Annotated in this window: 30 protein-coding genes; 23 read left to right on the top strand and 7 right to left on the bottom strand. The window is 42.8% G+C overall.

Annotated elements, in window-relative coordinates:
* Positions 1–12: 12 nt before the first annotated feature.
* Positions 13–282 (top strand): hypothetical protein, encoded by a 270-nt coding sequence (locus L3J70_10260; protein MCF6236734.1) that lies wholly within the window; start codon positions 13–15, stop codon positions 280–282.
* Positions 275–733 (top strand): type IV pilin protein, encoded by a 459-nt coding sequence (locus L3J70_10265; protein MCF6236735.1) that lies wholly within the window; start codon positions 275–277, stop codon positions 731–733. Before L3J70_10260 ends, L3J70_10265 begins: the two co-directional genes overlap by 8 nt.
* Here the strand turns inward: L3J70_10265 and prmC are convergent.
* Both prmC and L3J70_10275 read right to left on the bottom strand, forming a co-directional pair.
* Positions 711–1,583: a peptide chain release factor N(5)-glutamine methyltransferase gene (prmC, locus tag L3J70_10270; GenBank protein MCF6236736.1), complete on the bottom strand. Its 873-nt coding sequence runs from the start codon at positions 1,581–1,583 to the stop codon at positions 711–713. The two genes, L3J70_10265 and prmC, sit on opposite strands and share 23 nt — an antisense overlap.
* On the bottom strand, positions 1,576–2,022 hold the full coding sequence (locus L3J70_10275; GenBank protein ID MCF6236737.1) for a YaiI/YqxD family protein: 447 nt from the start codon (positions 2,020–2,022) through the stop codon (positions 1,576–1,578). Before L3J70_10275 ends, prmC begins: the two co-directional genes overlap by 8 nt.
* 96 nt (positions 2,023–2,118) lie before the next feature.
* On the opposite strand from L3J70_10275, the gene L3J70_10280 reads away from it, so the two are divergent.
* Positions 2,119–2,844: a DUF3108 domain-containing protein gene (locus L3J70_10280; GenBank protein ID MCF6236738.1), complete on the top strand. Its 726-nt coding sequence runs from the start codon at positions 2,119–2,121 to the stop codon at positions 2,842–2,844.
* Positions 2,845–3,129: 285 nt separating this feature from the next.
* Entirely contained in the window at positions 3,130–4,209 is a 1,080-nt protein-coding gene (locus L3J70_10285; protein MCF6236739.1) for a hypothetical protein, read from the top strand.
* An 86-nt stretch (positions 4,210–4,295) separates the two neighbouring features.
* Here L3J70_10285 and L3J70_10290 read toward each other — a convergent pair whose 3' ends face one another.
* From L3J70_10290 to apbC, 3 genes are read right to left on the bottom strand one after another with little or no spacing between them, the layout of a single operon-like run.
* Positions 4,296–4,562, bottom strand: coding sequence for a hypothetical protein (locus tag L3J70_10290; GenBank protein ID MCF6236740.1), 267 nt, complete (start codon positions 4,560–4,562; stop codon positions 4,296–4,298).
* 46 nt (positions 4,563–4,608) lie between these two features.
* Complete coding sequence (gene dcd / locus L3J70_10295) at positions 4,609–5,175, bottom strand: dCTP deaminase (protein ID MCF6236741.1); 567 nt, start codon at positions 5,173–5,175, stop codon at positions 4,609–4,611.
* Between the two features lie 32 nt (positions 5,176–5,207).
* Positions 5,208–6,296, bottom strand: coding sequence for an iron-sulfur cluster carrier protein ApbC (apbC, locus tag L3J70_10300; protein MCF6236742.1), 1,089 nt, complete (start codon positions 6,294–6,296; stop codon positions 5,208–5,210).
* 112 nt (positions 6,297–6,408) lie between these two features.
* Between apbC and trmJ the strand changes: the two genes are divergently transcribed.
* From trmJ to L3J70_10390, 18 genes are all read left to right on the top strand, one after another.
* Entirely contained in the window at positions 6,409–7,140 is a 732-nt protein-coding gene (gene trmJ, locus L3J70_10305; GenBank protein ID MCF6236743.1) for a tRNA (cytosine(32)/uridine(32)-2'-O)-methyltransferase TrmJ, read from the top strand.
* Between the two features lie 46 nt (positions 7,141–7,186).
* On the top strand, positions 7,187–7,942 hold the full coding sequence (cysE, locus tag L3J70_10310) for a serine O-acetyltransferase (GenBank protein ID MCF6236744.1): 756 nt from the start codon (positions 7,187–7,189) through the stop codon (positions 7,940–7,942).
* A 104-nt stretch (positions 7,943–8,046) separates the two neighbouring features.
* A complete protein-coding gene (locus tag L3J70_10315; GenBank protein MCF6236745.1) occupies positions 8,047–8,520 on the top strand; it encodes an Rrf2 family transcriptional regulator in 474 nt (157 codons plus the stop codon).
* Positions 8,521–8,544: 24 nt separating this feature from the next.
* Positions 8,545–9,678 (top strand): cysteine desulfurase, encoded by a 1,134-nt coding sequence (locus tag L3J70_10320; protein ID MCF6236746.1) that lies wholly within the window; start codon positions 8,545–8,547, stop codon positions 9,676–9,678.
* Between the two features lie 14 nt (positions 9,679–9,692).
* Positions 9,693–10,907 carry an IscS subfamily cysteine desulfurase gene (locus L3J70_10325; GenBank protein ID MCF6236747.1) on the top strand — a complete coding sequence of 405 codons (1,215 nt, stop codon included), beginning with the start codon at positions 9,693–9,695 and terminating at the stop codon, positions 10,905–10,907.
* Between the two features lie 21 nt (positions 10,908–10,928).
* Positions 10,929–11,324 carry a Fe-S cluster assembly scaffold IscU gene (gene iscU / locus L3J70_10330; GenBank protein ID MCF6236748.1) on the top strand — a complete coding sequence of 132 codons (396 nt, stop codon included), beginning with the start codon at positions 10,929–10,931 and terminating at the stop codon, positions 11,322–11,324.
* Between the two features lie 4 nt (positions 11,325–11,328).
* Positions 11,329–11,652, top strand: coding sequence for an iron-sulfur cluster assembly protein IscA (iscA, locus tag L3J70_10335; GenBank protein MCF6236749.1), 324 nt, complete (start codon positions 11,329–11,331; stop codon positions 11,650–11,652).
* Positions 11,653–11,654: 2 nt separating this feature from the next.
* The gene (gene hscB / locus L3J70_10340; GenBank protein ID MCF6236750.1) at positions 11,655–12,203 is read left to right on the top strand and encodes a Fe-S protein assembly co-chaperone HscB; all 549 of its coding nucleotides are present in this window, start codon (positions 11,655–11,657) and stop codon (positions 12,201–12,203) included.
* Between the two features lie 10 nt (positions 12,204–12,213).
* Positions 12,214–14,097 carry a Fe-S protein assembly chaperone HscA gene (hscA, locus tag L3J70_10345; GenBank protein ID MCF6236751.1) on the top strand — a complete coding sequence of 628 codons (1,884 nt, stop codon included), beginning with the start codon at positions 12,214–12,216 and terminating at the stop codon, positions 14,095–14,097.
* A 4-nt stretch (positions 14,098–14,101) separates the two neighbouring features.
* Complete coding sequence (gene fdx, locus L3J70_10350) at positions 14,102–14,440, top strand: ISC system 2Fe-2S type ferredoxin (GenBank protein MCF6236752.1); 339 nt, start codon at positions 14,102–14,104, stop codon at positions 14,438–14,440.
* 1 nt (position 14,441) lies between these two features.
* The gene (iscX, locus tag L3J70_10355; protein MCF6236753.1) at positions 14,442–14,642 is read left to right on the top strand and encodes a Fe-S cluster assembly protein IscX; all 201 of its coding nucleotides are present in this window, start codon (positions 14,442–14,444) and stop codon (positions 14,640–14,642) included.
* A gap of 59 nt (positions 14,643–14,701) precedes the next feature.
* Positions 14,702–15,217 (top strand): DUF1566 domain-containing protein, encoded by a 516-nt coding sequence (locus tag L3J70_10360; protein ID MCF6236754.1) that lies wholly within the window; start codon positions 14,702–14,704, stop codon positions 15,215–15,217.
* 131 nt (positions 15,218–15,348) lie between these two features.
* The gene (locus L3J70_10365) at positions 15,349–16,713 is read left to right on the top strand and encodes a TolC family protein (GenBank protein MCF6236755.1); all 1,365 of its coding nucleotides are present in this window, start codon (positions 15,349–15,351) and stop codon (positions 16,711–16,713) included.
* Positions 16,700–17,851, top strand: coding sequence for an efflux RND transporter periplasmic adaptor subunit (locus L3J70_10370; protein MCF6236756.1), 1,152 nt, complete (start codon positions 16,700–16,702; stop codon positions 17,849–17,851). Before L3J70_10365 ends, L3J70_10370 begins: the two co-directional genes overlap by 14 nt.
* A gap of 78 nt (positions 17,852–17,929) precedes the next feature.
* Positions 17,930–18,751, top strand: a complete 822-nt coding sequence (locus L3J70_10375) for a KilA-N domain-containing protein (protein ID MCF6236757.1) — start codon at positions 17,930–17,932, stop codon at positions 18,749–18,751.
* Between the two features lie 212 nt (positions 18,752–18,963).
* Positions 18,964–19,158, top strand: a complete 195-nt coding sequence (locus tag L3J70_10380) for a hypothetical protein (protein ID MCF6236758.1) — start codon at positions 18,964–18,966, stop codon at positions 19,156–19,158.
* Positions 19,159–19,202: 44 nt separating this feature from the next.
* On the top strand, positions 19,203–22,304 hold the full coding sequence (locus L3J70_10385) for an efflux RND transporter permease subunit (protein ID MCF6236759.1): 3,102 nt from the start codon (positions 19,203–19,205) through the stop codon (positions 22,302–22,304).
* A 62-nt stretch (positions 22,305–22,366) separates the two neighbouring features.
* On the top strand, positions 22,367–22,564 hold the full coding sequence (locus L3J70_10390; GenBank protein ID MCF6236760.1) for a DUF3330 domain-containing protein: 198 nt from the start codon (positions 22,367–22,369) through the stop codon (positions 22,562–22,564).
* 42 nt (positions 22,565–22,606) lie between these two features.
* Here the strand turns inward: L3J70_10390 and L3J70_10395 are convergent, their stop codons facing one another.
* Together L3J70_10395 and L3J70_10400 are read right to left on the bottom strand one after the other, a co-directional pair.
* On the bottom strand, positions 22,607–23,074 hold the full coding sequence (locus tag L3J70_10395; protein ID MCF6236761.1) for a peroxiredoxin: 468 nt from the start codon (positions 23,072–23,074) through the stop codon (positions 22,607–22,609).
* A gap of 13 nt (positions 23,075–23,087) precedes the next feature.
* Positions 23,088–23,549, bottom strand: coding sequence for a hypothetical protein (locus L3J70_10400; GenBank protein MCF6236762.1), 462 nt, complete (start codon positions 23,547–23,549; stop codon positions 23,088–23,090).
* Positions 23,550–23,775: 226 nt separating this feature from the next.
* Between L3J70_10400 and L3J70_10405 the strand changes: the two genes are divergently transcribed.
* Positions 23,776–24,648 carry a phosphoribulokinase gene (locus tag L3J70_10405; GenBank protein ID MCF6236763.1) on the top strand — a complete coding sequence of 291 codons (873 nt, stop codon included), beginning with the start codon at positions 23,776–23,778 and terminating at the stop codon, positions 24,646–24,648.
* The last annotated feature ends 24 nt before the right edge of the window (positions 24,649–24,672 follow it).

Here is a 24,672-nt window from a genome sequence, read left to right on the forward strand (position 1 = left end):
TGGAGATTTTCAATGAAAAAAATTCTTGTGATAAGTGCTTTGCTTTTAAGCAGTACATCGCTCATGGCTGCCGAAGAAACAGATAGCAAAGAGCATAAAGTGACAGTAACGGCCACGTTTAATTTTAAAGCAGGTGACGTGTTGAGCAAAGAAGAGATTTCAGAGCGCTTAAGGATAGAAGAACTGCGTAATCAACAGATATGGAACTCTTTCGAAAAGCGTGATATGCAAACAAGTAAATATTTTGATGAGGCTAAAAAGGCAGAGAGAGAGAGTGATTAATCATCAAAAAGGGTTCACGCTTATTGAGCTGATGATCGCCTTGGTTGTATTGGCGATACTGGCCAGTATTGCCTACCCATCTTATGTGGAGCAGGTTAAAAAGTCACGAAAAGGTGATGCACAGGCGGCACTTTTGGAGTTAAGTCAATTTATGGAAAAGTTTTATACTGATAATAGCTGTTATCAGTATAAGGGGGTAGATGGGCTTTGTTCGACTACAGGTGACAATACAGACCCTGTGTTACCTTTCACCCAAAGCCCAAAACAAGGCTCAACAAAATATTATGATTTAACAATTCAGTCTTCAACTAACGCAACACGTTACACTTTACGGGCAACACCTATCGCTGGTGGTGCTCAAGCGGGTTATGGCTGGCTGGAAATAACCAACACGGGTCTGATGCATTGGGATAAAGATAACGATGGTTCTAGCGGAGAGAGTCGTTGGTAATATAGCTTGGTTTTCCCAGAGTGACTCGGTCGTTTCCTGAGAGATCTTGATGTGTTGTGACATGAGTATAGTTTTCACGAATGAAAAGATTGCGTACAGCATCACCTTGATTATAGCCGTGCTCAAGCAGTAACCAGCCTCCATGTTTTAACAATAGTGGCGCGCTGGAAATAATCAATCGAATATCATCCAGCCCATCTTTTCCGCTGACCAAGGCGCTGCTGGGTTCAAACCTGATATCACCTTGAGTCAAATGAATATCTTGCTCGGCAATATAGGGAGGATTAGAGACGATGATGCCAAACTGATCTCCGAAGAGCGGCTCAAGCCAGTTTCCTGTTATAAAATCAATATTATTGATTTCAAGTTGCTTGGCGTTGGATTTTGCAACTTCTAAGGCGCTGGGTGAACAGTCAACTGCATAAACATGGCAGTTAGGGCGTTCACTGGCGATGGCTAATGCAATCGCACCTGAACCCGTTCCCAGATCAACAATTTTCCATTTAGTATTAACGGGTATTTTTTCCAGTGCCAGCTCGACGAGTCGTTCAGTATCGGGGCGGGGAATCAATACATCAGCACAAACATTGAGCTCTAAAGACCAAAAATCTCGTGTGCCGACCAGATAAGCGACGGGTTGCCCAGATAAACGCTGTTTGATAAGTTGTTGGTAATCATCTTGTTGCTGCTGTGTGAGTGTGTGCTCTGGCCATGAATAGATAAAACTGCGATTTTTATTAATCACATGACATAACAAAATTTCTGCATCAACGGCCGCTGTATCATGCTTAGAGGATAAAGAGTCTTTGGCATTTTTGAGAAGTACATCAACGCGATTGGTTTTAGCCATGTTTGGTTAAGAGCGTATCCAGATGGTTTGCAAAAGCTTGTCGATCACTTTGGCTGAGCGCGGGTGGCCCACCGGTATGAATTCCACTGCCTCGTAAGGTATCCATAAAATCTCTCATATTCAAGCGCGCCTTAATACTGTTTGCGCAGTAGAGTTCACCTCTAGGGTTAAGTGCATAGGCTCCTTTTTCAATCACCTCGTCAGCCAAAGGAATATCACTTGTAATAACAAGATCACCTACACTGGCTCTTTTGACAATTTCATTGTCAGCGACATCAAACCCAGGTGGAACTTGAATTGATGTTATGTTCGGTGCAGGTGGTGTAGGTATTGGTTGGTTTGCAACAAGTGTGAGTTGCACTCCAGTGCGCTGCGCGGCGCGGAACAAAATTTCTTTGATCACGACAGGACAGGCATCAGCATCGACCCAGATTTTCATTTTATGATATTCACCCCAAAATATGTGGTTGAAAGCGCTTATAATATATCGTAGCCTGATTGGAATTCTACCAGAATCATAATGAGATTTTATTGTATGAGTCGAACTTTTTTTCCCTTTTTTCTTGGAAGTGCTTTGTTTTTTTGCCTTGTGACGAGCGCTAAAAGTGCTTCATTTCCTGAAAGTTTTGAAGCAGTTTACGAACTTAAAAAAGGTTTTATCACATTTGGTGAGACTCGGCGTACCTTGAAAAAGCTAGAGCAAGGGCGCTTTACTTATGAATCCAAAACAAAGCCGACCGGGTTTGCTGCATTTTTTGTGAAAGGAGAAGTTTCGGAAAAAAGCATCTGGCAATTTCAGGGAGAGCGCTTGCAGCCACTGGAGTTTAGCTATTTAAATACCGGCGGTGGGAAAAAGAGAGAAGTGGAGTTGAAGTTTGATTGGCAAGCTAAAAAAGTGACCAATCGAATTAATGGTGATCCGTGGACAATGGCATTGACTGATGGAACATTGGATAAATTACTTTACCAACTGAGTTTGATGAAGGATTTAGCGGCAGGCAAAAAACAGATGAAATATGCCATTGCTGATGGTGGGAAGTTAAAAACTTATGATATTCGTGTGCGTGGTGAAGAGACTATTGAAACGCCTGCAGGAAAGTTTGACACAATCATAGTGGCTCGTGAAGGTGATGAACGCAGCACCACAATGTGGTGCGCGAAATCTTTAAACTATCTTCCAGTTAAAATCCAGCAAATAGAAGCCGATGGTAACCGATTTTCAGCAGAGCTGAGTCAAGTGAAGGGTTTGCCTGTTAGATAGCAATTACAGGTTCAGGCTTCTCAGCTTGATCTTTTTAGAAATATACAAAGTCAACCGCTGTACCGCGAAAAGTAGAATTCTAACTAGTCCACATAAGGCTATAACCAGTTGCTGTACGCTGAAAAATAGGGGAGCACTGATGTTAAATATAGTGAATTTTTCACAAAAATATTGTGAAATTTTATCAGCTTAAATGAATGGCTAGATGTTAATCTTCAATTTGAAAATCAATTAAGGGCTTAGGAACTTAATTGATATTTCAGATACTTTAAAAAGGAGATTAAAATGAAAATCGTAAAAAATATTATTCTCAGCGGTGTTATTTTAGCTGCAGGATCCGCTACCATTGCACATGCTGAAAAAGTCCCTGCTGTTTTTACTGGAAATGGCCTTGAGGTGGCCTATAACAGCCATGGTCTGTGGAATGACCGCTCCGTTGGGCAAGGTATGGATTTTAATGGCATACCTATCTCTTATCCTGGAAACCCTTGGCAACAGGTAAGCATTGCCTACAATGACAGTGACCAGTTCCTAGGTAACTCTACTTATTATTGCTGGGGATTACAAGTGCCTGTTGTCGGCTATGTTGGTGGCTCAGGCTTTGGAAACATTGGTTCAACAACGGTTTGGAACGCTGGCAATATGCGAGTTATGAAAGAAGAAAGTTGGTATCAAAATGGCAATATAATGAAAATTGATGTTGTCGTTACCAATGAAGACCATCGCGATGTGGAAAATTTTATCTTTATGCATGCTGTAGACCCAGATCAGGATCACCCCGGATATGATGAATTCCGAACATACAATGACGTGATGCCATCGGGGAATTTAGTGATGAGTTCAGGGCACCATACCCGACTAACAACCAGCTATGGTGTTTGTGATCAAAAGAGACAAGATGTTGGCCATACCCGATGGAAGACAGATCCCGATGGTGAATTTGAGGATCAAAATTTTGCCTATAAAGACGATACAATGCACATTCGGCATCGTGAAAAACTTATTAAGGCAGGTGAAACCATTCGCTTTACATTTGTATTTTTCGTTTCAAATGGCGTTCTATCCGCTCTTCATGATTACGAAACTGCCATAGCAAAAGCATGCAAGCCTACACCTAGGGTAAACGTTGCAGGCAGCTACAGCTACGAAACATTGGAAGCACGTGAGAGTGAGGCGTTAAGTATTGTCATCTCTGAGAAGGATTTTACTTATGCGCTGGAGAAAGAAGTCATGTTAAACAGTATCAAAAATCTGGACGATGCTAAAGAACTGGGCATTAAAATAGGTACACCAATCGCAAGGGATAACAAAGTTGATGTGATTGGCAGAGACCAGTTAGCCCCCCCTGCGTCGCTAAGATATTAAGAGCGTGATTAAATAATTAGTGATATAACTGCCAGGACAGGTAAAAATGATATGACCTGTTCTGGCTTATTTACTTCTATTAATGCTTAAGCATGTGCCATTCGAGTCTGACCCCATTTTACCCGATAATAAATCACTTTGAAATACTCCTGAATTCGGCTAATAACTGCGTAACTATGATTAGTCACTGTCACTTTATCAATATTTTTCAGGCTTTCTCCAGTGGCGACCAATATCATGAAAATGGCATCAAGTTTGTCGATACCCTCTTCGGTGTCGAGAAAGTCATCTGGTGATTCGATGGGAGCAAAGCGGCGTTCAATCCGCTCAATAGCCACAAAAATTTGTGTCAATATTTCTTTTTTGTTCTTAATTCGTATTTTAAGAAAACGCCGAATGCTATGTTTTCGGTAAAGTCACACCGGTTTGCCCTTGATACTTGCCGCCTCGATCTTTGTAGGATGTCTCACACTCCTGATCTGATTCGAAAAACAGGAATTGAGCTACGCCTTCATTAGCATATATTTTTGCAGGAAGCGGGGTGGTGTTTGAAAATTCCAATGTGACGTGACCCTCCCACTCTGGCTCCAAAGGTGTGACGTTTACAATAATCCCGCAGCGAGCATATGTTGATTTCCCCAGGCAAATTGTTAGCACGCTACGAGGAATTCGCAAATATTCTATGGTGCGTGCGAGTGCAAATGAGTTGGGTGGAATAATGCATACATCGGATTGCACATCGACAAAGCTGTTTTCATCAAAATTTTTCGGGTCAACAATGGCTGAGTTAATATTAGTGAAAATTTTGAATTCATTAGAACAACGTACATCATAACCGTAGCTTGATGTGCCGTAGGAAATGATGCGGTTATTATTCACTTCTCGAACCTGGCCTGGTTCAAAGGGTTCGATCATGCCGTGCTGCGAAGCCATTTGACGAATCCACTTGTCTGATTTAATGCTCATATTCTGGAATAAACCTTATAAATTATTGGTTGTTAATTATTGACTACAATTTCAGGAAATTTACTGCTGTAGTCTTTGGGGCGTTTTGAAAGTTGTGCGGCGGCTCGAAGTGCTATTTTACGATAAATTTGGGCAATTTTGCTATCGGGTTCAATGGCAACGCTGGGTTGACCCCGATCTGCATTTTCTCTGATTGATATATCAAGCGGTAATTTTCCGAGCAGTTCAATATGGTTTTGTTGAGCCATCTTTTCACCGCCACCCGAGCCAAAAATGGCTTCTTCATGTTGGCAGTTGCTACAGATATGTGTACTCATATTTTCAATGACCCCCAGCACAGGAATATTAACTTTTTCAAACATTTTCAGTGCTCGATGTGCATCAAGCAGGGCAATATCTTGAGGAGTGGTCACGACGAGTGCTCCACTGACGGGGAATTTTTGTGCCAATGTGAGTTGAATATCTCCCGTACCTGGGGGCATATCAATAATCAGATAATCCAAATCGTGCCAGTCTGTCTCTGTCATTAACTGGTTCAACGCTTGAGTCACCATAGGGCCGCGCCAGATCATTGCAGTCTCTTCAGAAACCAGGTTGCCCATCGACATCGCTTGAATGCCCCATGCTGAAATGGGTTCCATCAATTTACCATCGTTTGATACAGGTTTTTCAGTGTTGCCTATCATGCGTGGTAGGCTGGGGCCATAAATATCGGCATCCAAAATGCCGACACTGGCTCCTTCAGCCGCCAATGCCAAGGCAAGGTTAATCGAAACTGTTGATTTTCCAACGCCGCCTTTACCGGAAGCGACTGGAATAATGTTTTTGATATTTTTGAATGGTTTGATGTTGTTTTGCGTTGTATGAGCCACTATTTTTGATGTGACTGTAACGTGGACATTATGAATGCCTTCAATTGCAGCCAGTGCTTGGCTCAGCTTTACATTTAACGATTTTTCATTTTGGGTTGAGCGATAACCGAATACAATATCGAGCGTGACTGTATCGCCATTGATTTCGAGTTTTTTTACAGTGCCACTACTGAGTAAATCCTGTTGTAGGTTGTCATCAATAACTGTTTTTAAAAGTGCTTCGATTTGTGTTTGAAGAGTATTAACCATCTTTGGGTTACAGCCTGTTGTTATAAAATAATAGGAACATTGTACAAAAACATGGGGAAATTTACAGTTTAGGATACACTACGCATATTCTTGAAGTTTAGGATTTTGGGTCATGCTCTCCAATATTCGTTTTGTTCTGATTAATACATCTCATCCCGGTAATATTGGCGCGGTTGCACGGGCGATGAAGAATATGCGCCTAGAACAGCTTTACTTGGTTGATCCACAAAACTTTCCTTCAACGATTGCAACGGCACGTGCGTCGGGTGCGATCAGTGTTTTGGAGAATGCAACGGTTTGTAAAACAGTCAGTGAAGCGATTGAAGGTTGCTCGTTAGTATTGGGAGCCAGTGCTCGTTTACGTACTATTTCCTGGCCACAGATGGATGCACGAACGAGTGCTGAAAAAATAGTGGCTGAGAAAGAGAATGCGCAGATTGCCGTGCTGTTTGGGCGAGAGCATTCGGGGCTGACTAATGAGGAGTTGGAGTTGTGTCACTACTTGATGCATATCCCTTGTAATCCAGATTTTTCATCACTGAATATTGCGGCGGCGGCACAAGTGATTGCCTATGAAATACTTGTAGCAAAGCAAAATATACAAAAAGGTTGTTTGAAAGAAACAACAAAGACTGAGAATGAATATGCGACCTCAGATGAAATCGAACGGTTTTATCATCACCTTGAAGATGTCTTGATTGAAACAAAATTTCTTGACCCATCCAGCCCTGGTTTATTGATGCGCAAAGTACGGCGTTTATATCAGCGTGTACGGCTTGAACAAAATGAAGTGAATATATTGCGTGGAATGTTGACATCTGTGCAGCGCGTGATAAAAAATTAACATACTACTAATAGAATAAGTTTGGAATTAATAATGAGTGACAACTATGAGTCTTGAGCGACTTAAAGAAGATATTCAGTGCGTATTTGAACGTGATCCAGCCGCGAGAAGCACTTTTGAAGTGTTAACCTGTTATCCGGGTTTGCATGCTCTGCTGCATTATCGGATGAATCATTTTTTGTGGAACTTGGGGTTAAAGTGGGTGGCTCGTTTTATGTCAATGGTCAGCCGATGGTTGACTGGTGTGGAGATTCATCCAGGTGCTCGCATTGGTAGGCGCTTTTTTATTGATCATGGTATGGGGGTTGTGATTGGTGAAACGGCTGTTATTGGTGATGATTGTACTTTATACCATGGCGTGACATTGGGTGGAACGAGTTGGAAAAAAGGAAAGCGTCACCCAATTCTGGAAGATAATGTTGTGGTGGGTGCTGGGGCTAAAGTGATTGGGCCTGTTGTCATTTCACAAGGCACACGTATTGGCTCAAATGCTGTGGTTGTTAAAGATGTACCTCAGTATTCAACTGTCGTAGGTGTGCCAGGGCGTGTTGTAGAAGAGGTTAAAAACAGACAAAATGCCATCGCAGAGAAGGTATTTGATGCTTATGGCGGCGCAGAAGAGATGCCCGATCCAGTCGCTCACGCGGTGGGTTGCATGTTGGATCATATCAATGCAATGGATCGCAATATGAAGGCGATGCATGATGCATTAAAGGGTATGGGAGTCGAGTTAAAAGATATATCTTTACCTGAGTTGGAAGTGCTGGATAGCGGTAGCGCTATTAGTAACAAAACTAAGTAGCTTAAAGGTTGACTAATTTAGTATGGAATGTTTAAATATGTAAAACAAATACATCTTTTGATTTTTTTCAAATTTGTATTTAAAATATTAAGGAATTTTTAAAGATGAGATTGACTACAAAAGGTCGCTATGCAGTGACAGCAATGTTGGATTTAGCAATAAACTCCACAGAAAAACCCACGTCGTTGTCAGAAATTTCGGGGCGTCAAGGTATATCACTCTCCTATCTGGAGCAGCTTTTTACACGCTTGCGCAGGGGTGAGTTGGTGGAAAGTACACGTGGCCCGGGGGGTGGATATCGTTTGAGTCTTGCCGCGTCAGAGATTACGGTGCTCGCAATACTGGATGCGATTGATGAAAAAGTTGATGCAACTCGCTGTGAGTCTCAAGGGGGATGTATGGATGGTGACGATTGTCTGACTCATGTTCTCTGGTGTGATTTGAGTAAACGTATACGTGAATTTCTGGGCGGGATTTCACTGGGTGATCTGGTGAAAAATCGTCAGGTGAAAAAAATAGCTGAACGTTTGGACGGACAGTTACGTGATCGAGTGAGCCAGCTTCAGAAGATGGGTTAATATTTAATAGATGCTATTTGAATCATGAGTATCTATCTGGATCATAATGCAACAACACCGCTGGATGAGCGAGCTCTTGCAGCAATGATCCCTTATTTAAAAAGCTGTTATGCAAACCCTTCCAGTATTTATCGTGAAGGGCGATTGGCACGAACTGCTATAGATTATGCGCGTGAACAAGTGGCTGATTTGGTCAACGTGCAACCATCGCAGGTGATTTTTACCAGTGGAGGCACGGAAGCCAACAACCTGGCGATTAAAGGTATTGTTTTAGGTGAAACTCAGCATTTGGCTGTGAGTGCAGTTGAGCATGACTCTGTGTTGCAAACGGCTGATTCACTGAAAAGTAACTTGATATTGGATGTCATTCCTGTGGATGACTCGGGGCGTGTCACTGAAAAAGCGATTGACCATACTTTGAAGGCAAAGCCTAGTTTGTTATCCGTCATGATGGCTAATAATGAAACCGGTGTGATACAGGATATTGCTGCTATCTCAGATAGAGCGCGACAATCAAGTGTGGTGGTACATACTGATGCTGCACAGGCAGCAGGTAAGATCAAAGTCGATTTTCAGGCATTAAATGTAAATTTGATGACACTATCAGCACATAAGTTATATGGCCCAAAGGGCATCGGTGCTTTGATTATTGACAAGTCTTTGGAGTTAAGCCCACTGATTCATGGCGGTGGTCATGAAATGGGGTATCGCAGTGGCACTGAAAATGTTGCCGGTATTGTGGGTTTCGGCATGGCGGCTGCACTGGCAAAAAATGAGCTTGATACGCGGCAAACTCATTTGATGGAGTTGCGTAATCACCTGGAGCTTCAACTTCAAAAAATTTCGGGCGTATCAGTGATTGCACAAAATGCGCCACGTTTACCTAATACGACGATGATTGTTGTGCCAGGTATCGAAGGCGAAACCTTGTTGATGCAGTTGGACAAAGAAAATATTGCTGTTTCCAGTGGCTCGGCTTGTCACAGTCAAAGTGGTCAGGCGAGCCATGTATTGCTGGCTATGGGAATAAGCCCTGAAATTGCTCGTTGCACACTGCGTATTAGTTTAGGGAAAGATAACAGCATTAATGATATTGACTGTTTCGTTTCCGTACTGGAAAAACTGTTAGATCAATTAGTAAGTTCTACGTGGCCTTAAGAGATGTATTGTAAATGAAACTGCCTATTTATTTTGACTATGCCGCCACAACTCCAGTTGACGCACGTGTTGCGACAAAAATGATGGAGTGTTTAACGACGACAGGAAATTTCGGAAACCCTGCTTCACGTTCACATGAGTTCGGCTGGCAAGCTGAAAAAGCGATTGACGTGGCTCGAAAACAGGTTGCAGATTTGGTGAATGCCGATCCAAAAGAGATTGTCTGGACTTCAGGGGCCACCGAATCTGATAATCTGGCGATTAAAGGTGTGGCGCATTTTTATAAGAAAAAAGGCAAACACATCATCACCTGTAAAACTGAGCACAAAGCCGTGCTGGACAGTTGCAGGCAGTTGGAGCGAGAAGGTTATGAAGTCACTTATCTGACTCCTGAAACAAACGGTTTAATTGACCTGAAAAAACTGGAAGCCGAGATACGTGACGATACCGTGCTGGTTTCTATTATGCACGTCAATAATGAGACTGGGGTGATTCAAGATATTGCAGCCATCGGTGAAATAACGCGTGCTAAAAAAACACTGTTTCATGTGGATGCCGCACAAAGTGCCGGTAAAATTGCTATTGATTTAGCATCAATGAAAGTGGACTTGATGTCCTTTTCTGCTCATAAAATCTATGGCCCCAAAGGCTGCGGTGCGCTCTATGTTCGGCGTAAGCCACGAATTCGTCTGGAAGCACAGATGCATGGGGGCGGACATGAGCGAGGCATGCGTTCAGGCACATTGGCGGTGCATCAAATTGTGGGTATGGGCGAAGCTTTTCGCATTGCACGCGCCGAGATGCAACAGGATGATCAACGAATTCGTCAGCTGCGTGATCGGTTAGAGCAAAGTTTGATGCAGCTGGAAGAGGTTTATATCAATGGTGACTCCAAGCAAAGGGTCGCAGGTGTGCTCAATATCAGTTTCAACTTTATTGAAGGTGAGTCACTTTTGATGGCGCTGAAAGATTTGGCGGTTTCATCAGGCTCAGCCTGTACCTCGGCCAGTCTTGAGCCTTCTTATGTACTACGAGCATTAGGCCGTAGTGATGAATTGGCGCATAGTTCAATTCGTTTTGCACTAGGTCGCTTTACAACGGCTGAAGAAATTGAACATGCAATTAACTTGATTCCGGATAAAATCGAAAAATTACGTGAATTATCACCGTTATGGGAGATGCATCAGGATGGTATCGATCTCTCTAAAATACAGTGGGAAGCACATTAATCATAAGCGAGGTAGTTAGTTATGGCATATAGCGAAAAAGTATTAGATCATTATGAGAATCCACGCAACGTAGGTGTGTTGGATAAAAATGATGATTCCGTGGGCACAGGTATGGTGGGAGCGCCCGCATGTGGTGACGTGATGCGCCTGCAAATTAAAGTCAACGATGATGGCGTGATTGAAGAGGCGCGTTTTAAAACATACGGCTGTGGTTCAGCAATTGCTTCGAGTTCATTATTGACCGAGCTTGTGAAAGGAAAAACACTGGACGAAGCGGGAACCATAAAAAATAGTGATATCGCAGAAGAACTTGCATTGCCACCCGTTAAAATTCATTGCTCCGTATTAGCTGAGGATGCAGTAAAAGCAGCAATTGATGATTATAAGTCCAAGCATAAATCTACTGTTATAGAGTGAAAAAATGGCCATTACACTAACAGATGCAGCTGCAACACATATTCAGGGCTTTTTAGATAAGCGTGGCAGTGGTTTGGGATTGCGCCTAGGTGTGAAGACATCTGGTTGCTCTGGAATGGCGTATGTCATGGAGTTTGTTAATGAGGCCGCACCAGAAGATAAGCTATTTGAAAATAAAGCTATTAAAATTTATGTAGACCCAAAAAGCTTAATCTATATTGATGGTACAGAGCTTGATTATATGCGTGAAGGGCTTAGTGAGGGTTTTAAGTTTAATAATCCTAACGTGAGCGATGAGTGCGGATGTGGTGAAAGTTTTACTGTTTGATCATGTCTTCTTTGTCAAAAAAAAACTATTTTGAGTTTTTAGCTCTGCCTTGTGATTTTGATCTTGACCTAAGAGCACTTACTGACTGCTATCAATTACTTCAAAAAAACTTTCATCCCGACCGATATGCATCGAAACCTGATCATGAGCAACGATTGGCAATGCAACATAGCACTGAACTTAATGACGCTTATAGCATACTAAAAGATCCGGTTAAGCGCGGTTTTTATCTGCTGTCGCTTTATCAACCTGATGAGCAAAACCTGCCAGAGGAAGTTTCAATAAAAGATCCTGTTTTTTTGATGCAGCAATTTGAGCTCAGAGAAGAGCTGGAATCGATAAAAACAGCACCAGATAGTTTAGATCATCTGCTTCTGTTTATTAAGAAAACGGACGACTCTATCAGTGAAATCATTGAGCAATTGAAAACAGAGTTTAAAGAAATTTCGCCGAATAATTTATCAACCATTCAATCTACATTAAATAAAATACAGTTCATGGTGAAATTGCGGGAAGAAGCGTTTCTGCTTGAAGATGAGCTGATGGATTAATTTTAAAAACATGTCATTATTACAGATCAGCGAACCTGGGCAGTCTCCAGCCCCTCATCAAAGGCGTTTAGCTGCAGGAATTGATTTAGGAACCACGAATTCACTGGTAGCAACATCGCGCAGTGGTGTTGCTGATGTACTGCCTGATATTGAGGGATACCATCTGCTCCCTTCAATTGTCTCATATTCAAAAGATCAGCCAGTGATTGTGGGTCGGGTTGCTGCAGCAAAGGCTGTCTCTGACCCACTTAATACCATCGCATCGGTAAAGCGTTTGATGGGGCGTGGTATTGAAGATATCGTCCAAACAGGTAATAAATTACCTTATCAGTTCACAAAATCTGAGCAGGGAATGCCACGGATTAGTACGGCTGCGGGTGATGTCAGCCCTGTTCAAGTCTCTTCAGAAATATTAAAAGAACTTAAATTACGTGCAGAGCAGAGCCTGCAGGGTGAGCTTGATGGGGTGGTGATTACCGTGCCCGCCTATTTTGATGATGCGCAGCGCCAGGCCACCAAAGATGCTGCTCGATTAGCCGGGCTCAATGTTTTACGTCTGCTCAATGAGCCAACGGCTGCGGCTATTGCGTATGGATTGGATCGTGGCTCTGAAGGCATTCATGTTATTTATGACTTGGGTGGTGGTACGTTTGATATCTCAATACTGCGTTTTAGCAAAGGTGTGTTTGAAGTGATTGCTACCGCAGGCAATGCCGCTTTGGGTGGTGATGATCTTGACCATGAAATTACCAAATGGATCATGACACAAGCAGGTATTAGTGATGATGCAAGTCACAGCCAAGTGCGCCATATTTTGAATGAATCACGTATCGCAAAAGAAACTTTAACAGAGCAGCACTCCGCTCCGTTGAATATTGATTTGGATCAGGGTGGAACTTGGCAAAGCCAATTAACACGCGAACAATTTGAAACACTGATTGAGCCTATCATTCGCCGCACAATCGCACCTTGTCGCCGCGCTTTAAGGGATGCTGGTATTCAGGTGAGTGATATAGAAGATGTTGTGATGGTCGGTGGCGCGACCCGAGTGCCATTAGTGCGAAAATTGGTGGGCGAATTTTTTGCACAACCGCCTCTGGTCGATATTGATCCCGATAAAGTTGTCGCTATTGGTGCGGCGATTCAAGCAGACATTTTGGTGGGTAATAAAAACGATGGTGAAATGCTGCTTTTAGATGTGATACCACTGTCACTGGGTCTGGAAACAATGGGAGGGTTAAGTGAAAAATTGATTGCACGCAACACCACGATTCCCGTTGCAAGAGCACAAGAGTTCACAACCTATAAAAATGGCCAGACAGCCATGATGGTTCATGTCGTACAAGGCGAACGGGATCTGGTCGATGATTGCCGCTCACTGGCACGCTTTGAACTTCGTGGTATTCCTCCCATGGCTGCAGGTATCGCGCGTATTCGTGTTACATTTCAGGTTGATGCGGATGGCTTGTTGAGTGTCTCTGCTATTGAGAAAACCTCAGGTATCAGCAGTCAGATCGAAGTGAAACCCTCTTACGGGCTTCAAGAAAACGAGATTGAACAGATGCTCAAAGATTCTATGCATTATGCAGAATCTGATGTTGAAGCAAGACGCTTACGAGAAGCTCAGGTGGATGCAAAAAGATTAATAGAAGCTGTAGAGAGTGCTTTGGCGGCGGATGCCGAAAAACTTTTAAGTTATAATGAGTGTCAAAAGATTAATCAGACACTGGAAAAACTTAAAGAGTCAGAAAATAGCGCTTCACTTGAAGAGGTTAAACGTTTGACATCAAGCCTAGATGAAGCCAGCGCAAGTTTTGCAGCCAAGCGTATGGATGCCAATATCCAGAAGGTTTTGGCTGGTCATAGCGTGACTGATTTTGATAATAAGGGGTAAATATATGCCGCAAATTATATTTCTACCACATGATGAATTATGCCCTGAAGGGGCAGTAATAGAGACCCAAGCAGGAGTCAGTATCTGTGATGCTGCGTTGGCTTCTGATATCCCTATTGAACATGCATGTGAAAAAGTTGCCGCCTGTACGACCTGTCATGTTTATATCAGAGAAGGGGCTGAATCACTGAATGAAGCCAGTGAAAATGAAGATGATATGCTGGATAAAGCTTGGGGGCTTGACCCAGATTCGAGATTAAGCTGTCAAGCGATTGTAGGAGAAGACGATCTCGTGGTCGAAATTCCAAAGTACACCATCAACATGGTTTCAGAAGGGCACTAAAATGACACTGCGTTGGACCGATACACGAGATATAGCCATTGAACTGGATGAAGCTCATCCTGATGTTGATCCACAATATGTACGTTTTACTGATTTGCAGCAATGGGTGCTTGAGTTGGCAGAGTTTGATGATGACCCTACGCATTGTGGTGAAAAAATTCTGGAAGCCATTCAGATGATGTGGCTGGAAGAGCGAGATTGACATAGGTAGGCCTGTCAAGCTAGATTAAGGGCAATTCTTTAACTTAACTAGGAGGAGTTATGTACTCCCGATTTGCCTTGGCTTTATCCGTTTCACTTTTTACTTTTAGTACTTCATTGGCGGCTGATAACTGTAAAGGTATGGGCTTGGAAACGGCTCCCGCATCTCAGTTTAAAAATAATGGTGATGGCACTGTTACCGATAAAAAAAATGGCCTAACATGGATGAAGTGTTCTGTAGGTATGAGCTGGAACGGAGAAATTTGTGCAGGTGATGCTGATCGTAAAAGCTGGCGTAAAGCAACGTCAGAAGTTAAATCTTTAAATAAAGAAGGTTTTGCAGGCTCTAAAAAGTGGCGCTTGCCCACTCGTAATGAGCTGGAAAAAATTGTAGAACATAAATGCTTTGCTCCATCCATCAGTACAGAAGTTTTTCCAAGAACAGCCACAACAGGTTATTGGACTGAAACCAAGGATCTTCACTCTGACAAACATGCATGGATTGTGTTGTTTCGGCATGGCTCAAGTTACATAAGCAGTAAAAAAGATGAGTGGTTTTTACGCTTGGTGCGTTAATATGTCTATAGAAAATGTCACTGTAACGAAAAACACACTGAGTGTTGAAGGACTAATAGCGGGTAAGGCTTATGGGGAAAGACTGGCATCATTGAAAAAATGGATGAAATCAAGAAGTATTTAAAAACATAATGTTACAGCGATATCTACCCATTGCTGCAATATTGTTATTGGCATCATGCGCCACTTCTGAAAAAGCAGTGGTTCAACCCCCCTCACTTCCTCTGGAATTCACTCAAACAGGCTCATCCGAGCTGCCGGAAAAATGGTGGCGAGTATTCAATGATGAATCTCTCAATCAATTAATTGAAACAGCACTGCTCGATAATTTTGACCTCCAAAGTGTCAGGAATCGTCTGGAGCAGGCGCGTGCTGTTGCACGTAAAAGTGGAGCTGCAAGTTTTCCTCGTCTGGATGGGTCGGCAGGTTCTTCACGTTCAGTCAGTCAAAGCGATGAACTGAGTAAAGTCACGACCGATATCTCTTCGATCGGTATTGCAGCAAGTTATGAATTGGATTTATGGGGAGGAATCAACTCAAACACTCAAGCGGCTGAGTTAGATTTTCTTGCTAGTCAGGAAGCACTGAATGCGGCTGCAATTTCACTCAGCTCTGAAGTGGCTGTTACATGGTATCGTTTGGTCGATCAACAACGTCAAATTGAGTTACTTAAACAGCAGCACCTGACGGATAAAAAACACCTGAGTGCTGTCACCGGACGATTCAAAGCAGGGCAAATTACTTCGACTGATCTGCTTCAGCAGCGTCAGAAAGTCGAAGCAACATTGGGTGAAACTTCTCTGGCTGAATCAACGCTTCAGCTGTTAAATCACCAGTTGGCGCTCTTGTTAGGGCAGTCACCTCATGCTGATTTATTCCCCAAAGCACAAATATTCCCCAAATTACCTGCACTGCCTAAGACGGGCATTCCTGCTGAACTTATCAATCAGCGACCCGATGTTCGTCAGACTTATCTACAGGTTCAGGCAGCGGATCAACGTATGGCAGTGGCGGTGAGTGAGCGCTTTCCTCGCATCAGCTTAACGGCAAAGCTGGATTTTGATGCGACTGAACTATTTAATAACTGGTTGACTAATATAGCAGCTAATTTATTAGTGCCGATTATTGATGGCGGTCAGCGCAAGGCCGAAGTTGATCGCACTGAGGCGGTTCGCTTCGAAGCGTTGAATCGCTACAAACAAACGGTGTTAACAGCGCTGAAAGAGGTGGAGGATGCTTTGGTTCAAGAGGTGCATCAACAGCAATGGCTGGATCGTTTAAATAAACAGCTATCATTTTCAGAGGCTGTTGTCGAGCAAACACGGCAGCACTATATTCATGGTGAAATGGATTTTTTCCGTTTCCTCGGCGCAGTATCCAGTCATCAAAAATTACAGCGTAGTCAGTTGCAGGCGGAGCGTGAATTGATTGAATATCGTATTAATTTGTATCGGGCACTAGCGGGCGACTGGGATGTGAAACATGTCAGAAACTAGATTTAAAAAAATATTTAAAATATTGATTGCGCTGGCTATTTTATTGGTTGCAATTGCACTCTCTTTTTATCTTATTTCGACTCAACCTCAGGCTGAGCGAGTTAAACCTGAGGTTAAAGTACCGTTGGTTGAAACGGTGATTCCACCATTCCGTGAGCACTCAGTGACCGTGCAAGCGATGGGTCGCGTGATCGCGGCGCAGCAAATTGAGTTGATGGCGCGAGTGAGCGGTGAAGTCATTAAAGTAAGCTCTTCACTTGTACCTGGTGGAATGTTCAAAAAAAATAGTGAGATTTTGAAAATTGATCCGACAGATTATGAGTTGGTTGTCCAACAACGTAAAAGTGATCTTGTCCGTGCTGAATATGAGCTGGCACTGGAAGTAGGACGGCAACAAATTGCAAAGCAAGACTATCTGCTGTTAGGTGAAAAACTGGAAGGTGAAGAGCTCTCTCTGGTGCTTCGTCAGCCGCACCTGCAAATGGCAAAAGCGAATATTGCAGCGGCTCAATCATCACTGGATCGAGCTCAACTGGATCTGCGCCGGACACAGATTAAAGCTCCTTTTAATGCGCTTGTTCAAGAAAAAAAGGTCAGCGTGGGTTCACAAGTGACTACAGCGACAGCGTTGATGACATTAGTCGATACCGATACGTACTGGGTTGAAGTCGCTATTCCGGTGGATCAGCTTAAATGGGTCAATATCGGGGCAGACGCTCACATTAAGCACACATCTGCCTGGGGAGAGAACACTTTTCGGCAAGGAACCGTGAAATCAATTAAGCCCATGATTGGACAAGAGGATCATATGGCTCAAATTATAGTATCAATCAAAGATCCCATGGCACTAAAAACGGAGAATAAGGATCGACCAAAATTGATGGCAGGTGCTTTTGTTCGTGTTGAAATGATGGGGAAAATTCTTACCGATGTACTGCATATTCCAGAGCCATCACTGCATGAAGGCTCGCAGATCTGGGTGATGACCCAAAACAATGAGCTGGATATTCGTACCGTCGATATTCGCTGGCGTGAAAGTGGTATTGTTTATATCTCTGATCAATTAGCAACGGGAGAGCAACTGATCGTGAGTGACCTGGCCGCTCCTGTTCAAGGTATGAAGCTGCGGTCTGAATAAGGGCTGGCTTCATTTCATTGTTTACATCAAATACTAAAACCAATTGATTAACGCTTTCAAAACACTTGGATACGAGCTATGAGCAAAAAGAATAAAAAAATAGATGTCCAGGGGAGTGAGATAACTATCATTTCTACCAAAGAACAAGACTATATATCTCTTACCGATATGGTTCGGGATATTGATAATGGGCTTGTTCTTATTGAAAAGTGGCTAAGAAACAAGAACACGATTGAATTTCTTGGGATTTGGGAAGAAATTTATAACCCTAATTTTAATTCCCCCGAATTCGAGGGAATTAAAAATCAGGCAGGCTTAAATCGCTTTGCACTTTCTGTTAAACAATGGGTAAGTAAAACAAACTCCATTGGTATTATTGCCAAAGCAGGAAGGTATGGCGGAACCTATGCTCATAAAGACATTGCCTTTGAGTTTGCTTCTTGGATTTCGCCAAAGTTTAAAATCTTTCTGATAAAAGAATTTCAACGTCTAAAAGATGAAGAACAAAAGCAACTCGGTTGGGATATTAAACGCAACCTCACCAAAATAAACTATCGCATACATACAGATGCTATTAAAGAAAACCTTATCCCAAAAAACCTAAATAAAAAACAAATATTTGTTGTTTACGCCAATGAAGCAGATATTTTAAATGTGGCTCTCTTTGGGAAAACAGCCAAACAGTGGCGAGACGAAAACCCCAAAGAGAAAGGTAATATTAGAGATTATGCCAATGTCAGCCAATTGGTATGCCTTGCCAATCTCGAAAACTTAAATGCGGTGTTTATTAATGATGGTTTGCCACAAAGCGACCGATTGGTAAAACTGAATCAAATTGCTATTTCACAGATGAAAATATTGTTGAGAGATAAATCTGTAAAAATGTTGGATGATGAGTAGCTACAAGCGATTAGGATATTACATACAGTTGGTGGATAAACGAAATGTTAATTCAACAGTAACTTTACTTAGAGGGGTTTCAACAAGAAAAGTACTTATTGAATTTCTCAAAATTCGATCGTTTGAACCTTGTACAAACCCTTGGTAGATGAATGGGCAGTTTACGATAACTCAGGGGTAACCCCTGAACTTCTTGAAGAGGGTGTAAAATTATGAGTGTAGATAAGTTTGATCAAAATTCAAAATCACATAAAAGAGATCCTGATTTGGCAAATGCAGAAATTGCAATGAAGCGAGCAGCGATTAAAGCACGAGAGATAGCGCAAAAAACTGGTACGGCTGTTGTCACGCTGAAGAATAAAGTGATCAGAGAAGAATACTTTAAATCAGCGACTGATCGTGAGTGACCTGGCCGCTCCCGTTCAAGGCATGAAGCTACGGTCTAAACCACATGCAAAATAACCAAAATGGCCCGATAAGCTGGATGGCGGGTCATCCCGTCGCGGCGAATCTGATCATGGTGCTTTGCCTGTTGGGTGGCTATCTGTTTTTGAGCCAGATGAAGCAGGAAGTTTTTCCTGAATTTGATGCCGACCAGGTGCAGATCAATGTGGCTTATCCCGGCGCAAGCCCTGAAGAGGTTGAGCAAGGGATTATTCTGGCGATTGAAGAGGCTATTGTCGGCATTGATGGCATCAAAAAAATCAACGCTTCTGCCAATGAAAGCATCGGAACGGTGACAGTTGAAGCACTGGTCGGCACGGATTTAAAAAAGCTCGCGCAAGATATTCAAGGCGTTGTCGACCGCATCAGAACATTTCCTCTGGATATTGAAAATCCACAGGTCTCTATTTTGACCAATAAGCGTCGCGTTGTCTCAGTGGCACTTTACGGCGATACCAGCGAACATTCACTGCACGAACTTTCCGAACAACTGCGTGACCAGTTGTTAAGTTATTCGGGAATCACTCAAGCCGAGCTGTCGGGTGTGCGCCCATTGGAAATCAGTATTGAGATATCCCAGGAAAATTTACGCCGCTATCAATTAACGCTGGATGAAGTGGCGCGTCGTCTGCAAAACGCTTCGGTTGATCTGCCGAGTGGCAGTATTAAAGCATTGAATGGCGAAATACTGATTCGCATGAAAGAGCGGCGTAATTTCGGGCAGCAGTTTGCCGAACTGCCGGTGATTATGACAGCAGAGGGCGGTGAAGTTTTGCTGGGGCAGATTGCCCAGATACATGATCATTACGCAGATACCGATTATCAGGCCAGTTACAACGGGCAAGCGGCCATGATGGTCAATGTTTATCGTGTTGGCAATGAAACACCGATCCAGATTTCAGATTCAGTCTATCAACATCTGGATCAATTTCGACCGACCCTGCCGTCAGGGATTGCAGCTGATGTTATTTATGATCGCTCTGTTGTTTACCAGCAGCGTGTTGATCTATTGCTGCGTAACAGTGCGCTCGGGCTGATTTTAGTGCTAATTTTTCTGGCACTCTTTCTGGAAATACGGCTCGCCTTCTGGGTAATGATGGGTATCCCTATTTCGTTTATGGGTGCGTTTCTAGTGCTGCCGTTCTTGGGTGTTTCACTCAATATGATCTCACTGTTTGCTTTTATTGTCGCGCTAGGAATCGTCGTGGATGATGCCATTATCGTGGGTGAGAACGTCTATCACTATCGCCTAAAAGGAGTGCCGCCCCTTCAGGCCGCGATTCGGGGCGCTCGGGAAATGGCCATGCCGATATCGTTCAGCATTCTGACCAATATTGCGACCTTTATGCCGCTCTATTTTGTACCCGGCATGATGGGCAAAATATTTCAGGTGATTCCTGTGGTGGTGGTCACCGTATTCATTATTTCGTTACTAGAAAGCTTGTTTGTTTTGCCGGCACATCTGGCACGAATAAAAGATAAAAAGCGTCATGGTGCAGGGTTGTGGCTTCATCAAAAACAGCAATCATTCAGCCTGGCTTTTGCACACTGGGTTAAATACCGTTTTGGAGCGTTTCTTGATTTTGCTCTGTATCACCGATATTTCACGGTGGTTATCGCTTTTTCTATCTTGCTGCTCACGCTGTCGTACGCCATGAGTGGGCGCATGGGTATGGAGATGTTTCCTAAAACAGAATCTGATTTTGCAGTGGCTGGCTTGACTCTGCCATACGGCACATCAGCCGAGAAAACCAACCGAGTGGTTGACCAGTTATTGCAAAATGCACGAGCTGTCGCAGCTGAACTGCCGCGTGGTGATGAGCTAATAAAAGGAATACTCGCTGAAACGGGGCAAGGTGGAAGCCATAAAGCGATGATTAAAGTCTATATGACTGACCCTGACATACGTAAAAACATCATGAGTACAGGAGAGTTTACCGAACGCTGGCGTGAGTTAACGGGCGATATTTCGGGCGTAGAGTCATTACGTTTTCACTCTGATTTTGGCGGGCCGGGGTCAGGGCCTACGATTACGATTGAAGCGAGTCATCGAGATATGGGCGTGCTAGAGAAGGTGAGCGAGCAGGTTGGCGATGCTTTGAAAGGGTATTCATCGGTTAAAGATGTGGACGATGGCTTTTCACAAGGGAAGCAACAGATGGATTTTAGCCTGCGACCCGAAGGGCGTAGCCTGGGTTTTACCGCTCAGGATGTGGCCAGGCAGGTCAGAGCAGCATTTTACGGCTCAGAAGTGGTGAGACAGCAGCGCGGGCGTAATGAGATCAAAGTGATGGTTCGCCTGCCTGAAACAGAGCGACTTTCAGAGCGTGATATCAATGAACTGATGTTGATTACAAAGCAAGGCAATGCTGTGCCACTGCGCGATGTGGTCAATATTGAACGAGGGCATGCGTATACAGAAATCAGTCGTCAGAATGGTCGCCGGATTATTCAAATTACCGCTAATGCAACACCGCAAAGTAAAGCCGGTGAAGTGCTGAATGATTTGCAAGAAAATTTATTGCCCGAGCTGGAAAACCAATACCCTGGATTACAGTTTAATTTTGGAGGGCATCAGGCAGAAATGAGTGATAGCTTGGGTAGCCTAAAAGTCAGTTTTGTGGTTGCGATGCTGATTGTATACGCCATGCTTGCGATACCTTTCCAAAGTTATATTCAGCCTGCCATTGTTATGGTGGCGATTCCTTTTGGGATTATTGGCGCGATTTATGGCCACTTAATTATGGGGTACGATCTGAGCATTACCAGCTTGCTCGGGGTGGTGGCGCTGTCAGGAATCGTTGTCAATGACTCACTGGTGTTGATTAATTATGCAAACCAATTAAGGCGCGAAGGTGGGAAGTCGGTGCATGAAGTGGTTAAAGAAGCAGCGATACAGCGCTTCAGGGCGATTGTATTAACAACATTGACTACCATTGGTGGGCTTTCGCCCATGATATTGGAGACATCAATACAAGCCAAAATTTTGATCCCTATGGCGATTTCATTAGGATTTGGTGTGCTGTTTGCGACGATGATTACATTAATATTAGTGCCATCACTCTATCTGATTCTGGATGATTGCACTGCACGCTGGAAGAGGGCGTAAATTTTGAATTTTATTCATTTTTTTCTGTCTTAATGTATAAGCCTTAAAAAAGGAGTGAGAATATGTGTGTTGATCGAAAAAATATAACTCAAGATGAACCACAAGTGTCATGTGGTGTGTGTATGAATGAAATTCCTGCTTCTGTTGCACTCAGTGTGGAAGGTGATGATTATGTGCAATATGTTTGTGGTATGGAGTGTCATCAAAAATGGAAAGAGCAATCAGAAAAAAATAAAAAACCAGATATTGCAGCAGGGTAATTTTTTATACGAGGCTTCTTAAATTTTCAGAAGCCTCAATGCTTAGAGCTTTTCAACTACTGTAAGCACCTCATCCACATGCCCTTTGACTTTCACCTTACGCCATTCAGCTTTTAAAATGCCCTCTTGATCAATGATAAATGTGCTGCGTTCAACACCCATGAACTCTTTTCCATAGAGTTTTTTAGGCTTGATTACATCAAATAACCGACATAGGATCTCTTCTTTATCCGATAAAAGATCAAACGGAAAATTTTGTTTTGCTTTGAAGTTTTCATGCGCCTTAATGCCATCGCGGGATACACCCAGTATCACAGAATTCAATGCAATAAAACGATCATGAAGGTCTCGAAAATTTTGCCCTTCTAATGTGCAACCAGGAGTACTGTCTTTAGGGTAAAAATAGAGAACGATATTTTTACCTCTTAATCCTAAAAGGCTGATGGATTGCTCACCTGTTGCGGGCAACTCAAAGTCTGGCACGGGTTGATCTATTTCAATATTATTCACTTGGTTTTATTCCTTAAAATAATTTTTTAATCGTTTGAGCAGTTGCTTGATCAACACTTTCTATTTCAAAATACCCACCCCTGAACTCTTCATCAACTGCTTTGAGTACAAGGTAGTAACTTGTACCTTTCTTGAAGGTAAACCAGCGCTCACTGGATGCTTCTTTGATTTCGTTTTTTGCGCCAGATACATGTTTGTAGCGTAGTGTAACTAAATATTCTGCAGGTTCGAGTTTGATTGATGTGCTATCACGTTTTTTGAGTTTAAGGCGAGGTTGTTTGTCGATTTCAATCAAAAGTGTATTATCCATAAAACCCATCGGGCGCTCTGTATCAGGACGCAAAAAATGAATGGTTGCATGAGTGGCACTATCACTTTCTGATGTCTTCTGGATGAGTGTTGAGCAACCACTTAAAGATAGCAAAGCGGTACTCATCAGTAGATTGAAAAAAAGAATGAATGCGTTATTTTTCATTTGGACTCCTGAAGACTTAGTTAATTCTTGGTGGTTATCGTCAATAATTGTGCCGAAATTAAAGCCGGAATTCTCTTAAATATACCGGAATGTTGAATTCAGTGATAGAATTCCATTGTTTGTAAAGTCGCAGGTTGTAGCACGCGCATTGTTACTGCCAAAAGCATCCTGGGCTAAAAAACAGAATTTTTATTATTTATTTATACTAACCAAGGAGTTACCATCTATGTCAGTTAAACATCCGGTGATTGCAGTTACGGGTTCTTCAGGAGCAGGTACTTCAACAGTAAAGCATGCATTTGATGATATTTTTCGTCGTGAAAAAGTAGAAGCGGCTGTCATCGAAGGTGATAGCTTTCATCGCTACGACCGTAACGAAATGAAGGTTGCAATCGCTGAAGCAGCAAAAAAAGGCACAACCATCAGTCACTTTGGGCCAGAAGGTAACCATTTTGATAAGCTTGAAGAGTTGTTTCGGACTTATGGTGAAACCGGAACGGGTAAAAAACGTTATTACCTGCATAACGAAGAAGAAGCTGAACCTTACAATCAAGCGCCTGGAACCTTTACTCCCTGGGAAGATATTGATACAGAAAAAGATCTACTTTTTTATGAAGGTTTGCACGGCGGTGCGGTTGATGGTGATGTGAATGTCGCACAATGGGTTGATTTACTAATTGGTGTTGTACCTAGTGTTAATCTTGAGTGGATTCAAAAAATTCATCGTGATACAGCAACGCGTGGCTACTCTGCTGAGGCCGTGACGGATACTATTCTTCGCCGTATGCCCGATTACGTTAAATTTATTGCACCACAGTTTTCACTGACTGATATTAACTTTCAGCGTGTACCGATGGTTGATACTTCGAATCCTTTTATTGCTCGTGATATTCCGACTCCAGACGAAAGCTTTGTTGTGATTCGTTTTCGCAAGCCTAAAGAGCATGACCTTCTTGGCTACCAACAGATGGTTTTAGGCTCATGGATGTCACGCCCAAATACTTTGGTTGTGCCAGGTGTAAAAATGGGTTTCGCGATGGAAATTATTTTGAAGCCAATGATTGAATCACTTATTGCAAACAAAAGCACAGCAAGTTAAGGAACAACTTATACAGTAATAGTG

Source organism: Gammaproteobacteria bacterium (assembly GCA_021648145.1).
GTDB lineage: Bacteria > Pseudomonadota > Gammaproteobacteria > JAADGQ01 > JAADGQ01 > S141-38.

Excerpts from the sequence above, each read along its gene's own strand:
- L3J70_10390 (MCF6236760.1), top strand. The coding sequence starts at position 22,367 with ATGTGTGTTGATCGAAAAAATATAACTCAAGATGAACCACAAGTGTCA.
- hscB (MCF6236750.1), top strand. The coding sequence starts at position 11,655 with ATGTCTTCTTTGTCAAAAAAAAACTATTTTGAGTTTTTAGCTCTGCCT.
- hscA (MCF6236751.1), top strand. The coding sequence starts at position 12,214 with ATGTCATTATTACAGATCAGCGAACCTGGGCAGTCTCCAGCCCCTCAT.
- L3J70_10280 (MCF6236738.1), top strand. The coding sequence starts at position 2,119 with ATGAGTCGAACTTTTTTTCCCTTTTTTCTTGGAAGTGCTTTGTTTTTT.
- L3J70_10285 (MCF6236739.1), top strand. The coding sequence starts at position 3,130 with ATGAAAATCGTAAAAAATATTATTCTCAGCGGTGTTATTTTAGCTGCA.
- L3J70_10275 (MCF6236737.1), bottom strand. The coding sequence starts at position 2,022 with ATGAAAATCTGGGTCGATGCTGATGCCTGTCCTGTCGTGATCAAAGAA.
- dcd (MCF6236741.1), bottom strand. The coding sequence starts at position 5,175 with ATGAGCATTAAATCAGACAAGTGGATTCGTCAAATGGCTTCGCAGCAC.
- iscU (MCF6236748.1), top strand. The coding sequence starts at position 10,929 with ATGGCATATAGCGAAAAAGTATTAGATCATTATGAGAATCCACGCAAC.
- trmJ (MCF6236743.1), top strand. The coding sequence starts at position 6,409 with ATGCTCTCCAATATTCGTTTTGTTCTGATTAATACATCTCATCCCGGT.
- L3J70_10325 (MCF6236747.1), top strand. The coding sequence starts at position 9,693 with ATGAAACTGCCTATTTATTTTGACTATGCCGCCACAACTCCAGTTGAC.
- L3J70_10315 (MCF6236745.1), top strand. The coding sequence starts at position 8,047 with ATGAGATTGACTACAAAAGGTCGCTATGCAGTGACAGCAATGTTGGAT.
- L3J70_10380 (MCF6236758.1), top strand. The coding sequence starts at position 18,964 with ATGAGTGTAGATAAGTTTGATCAAAATTCAAAATCACATAAAAGAGAT.
- L3J70_10260 (MCF6236734.1), top strand. The coding sequence starts at position 13 with ATGAAAAAAATTCTTGTGATAAGTGCTTTGCTTTTAAGCAGTACATCG.
- L3J70_10320 (MCF6236746.1), top strand. The coding sequence starts at position 8,545 with ATGAGTATCTATCTGGATCATAATGCAACAACACCGCTGGATGAGCGA.
- L3J70_10400 (MCF6236762.1), bottom strand. The coding sequence starts at position 23,549 with ATGAAAAATAACGCATTCATTCTTTTTTTCAATCTACTGATGAGTACC.
- prmC (MCF6236736.1), bottom strand. The coding sequence starts at position 1,583 with ATGGCTAAAACCAATCGCGTTGATGTACTTCTCAAAAATGCCAAAGAC.
- iscX (MCF6236753.1), top strand. The coding sequence starts at position 14,442 with ATGACACTGCGTTGGACCGATACACGAGATATAGCCATTGAACTGGAT.
- L3J70_10370 (MCF6236756.1), top strand. The coding sequence starts at position 16,700 with ATGTCAGAAACTAGATTTAAAAAAATATTTAAAATATTGATTGCGCTG.
- L3J70_10405 (MCF6236763.1), top strand. The coding sequence starts at position 23,776 with ATGTCAGTTAAACATCCGGTGATTGCAGTTACGGGTTCTTCAGGAGCA.
- L3J70_10365 (MCF6236755.1), top strand. The coding sequence starts at position 15,349 with ATGTTACAGCGATATCTACCCATTGCTGCAATATTGTTATTGGCATCA.
- L3J70_10360 (MCF6236754.1), top strand. The coding sequence starts at position 14,702 with ATGTACTCCCGATTTGCCTTGGCTTTATCCGTTTCACTTTTTACTTTT.
- fdx (MCF6236752.1), top strand. The coding sequence starts at position 14,102 with ATGCCGCAAATTATATTTCTACCACATGATGAATTATGCCCTGAAGGG.
- L3J70_10375 (MCF6236757.1), top strand. The coding sequence starts at position 17,930 with ATGAGCAAAAAGAATAAAAAAATAGATGTCCAGGGGAGTGAGATAACT.
- cysE (MCF6236744.1), top strand. The coding sequence starts at position 7,187 with ATGAGTCTTGAGCGACTTAAAGAAGATATTCAGTGCGTATTTGAACGT.
- apbC (MCF6236742.1), bottom strand. The coding sequence starts at position 6,296 with ATGGTTAATACTCTTCAAACACAAATCGAAGCACTTTTAAAAACAGTT.
- L3J70_10385 (MCF6236759.1), top strand. The coding sequence starts at position 19,203 with ATGCAAAATAACCAAAATGGCCCGATAAGCTGGATGGCGGGTCATCCC.
- iscA (MCF6236749.1), top strand. The coding sequence starts at position 11,329 with ATGGCCATTACACTAACAGATGCAGCTGCAACACATATTCAGGGCTTT.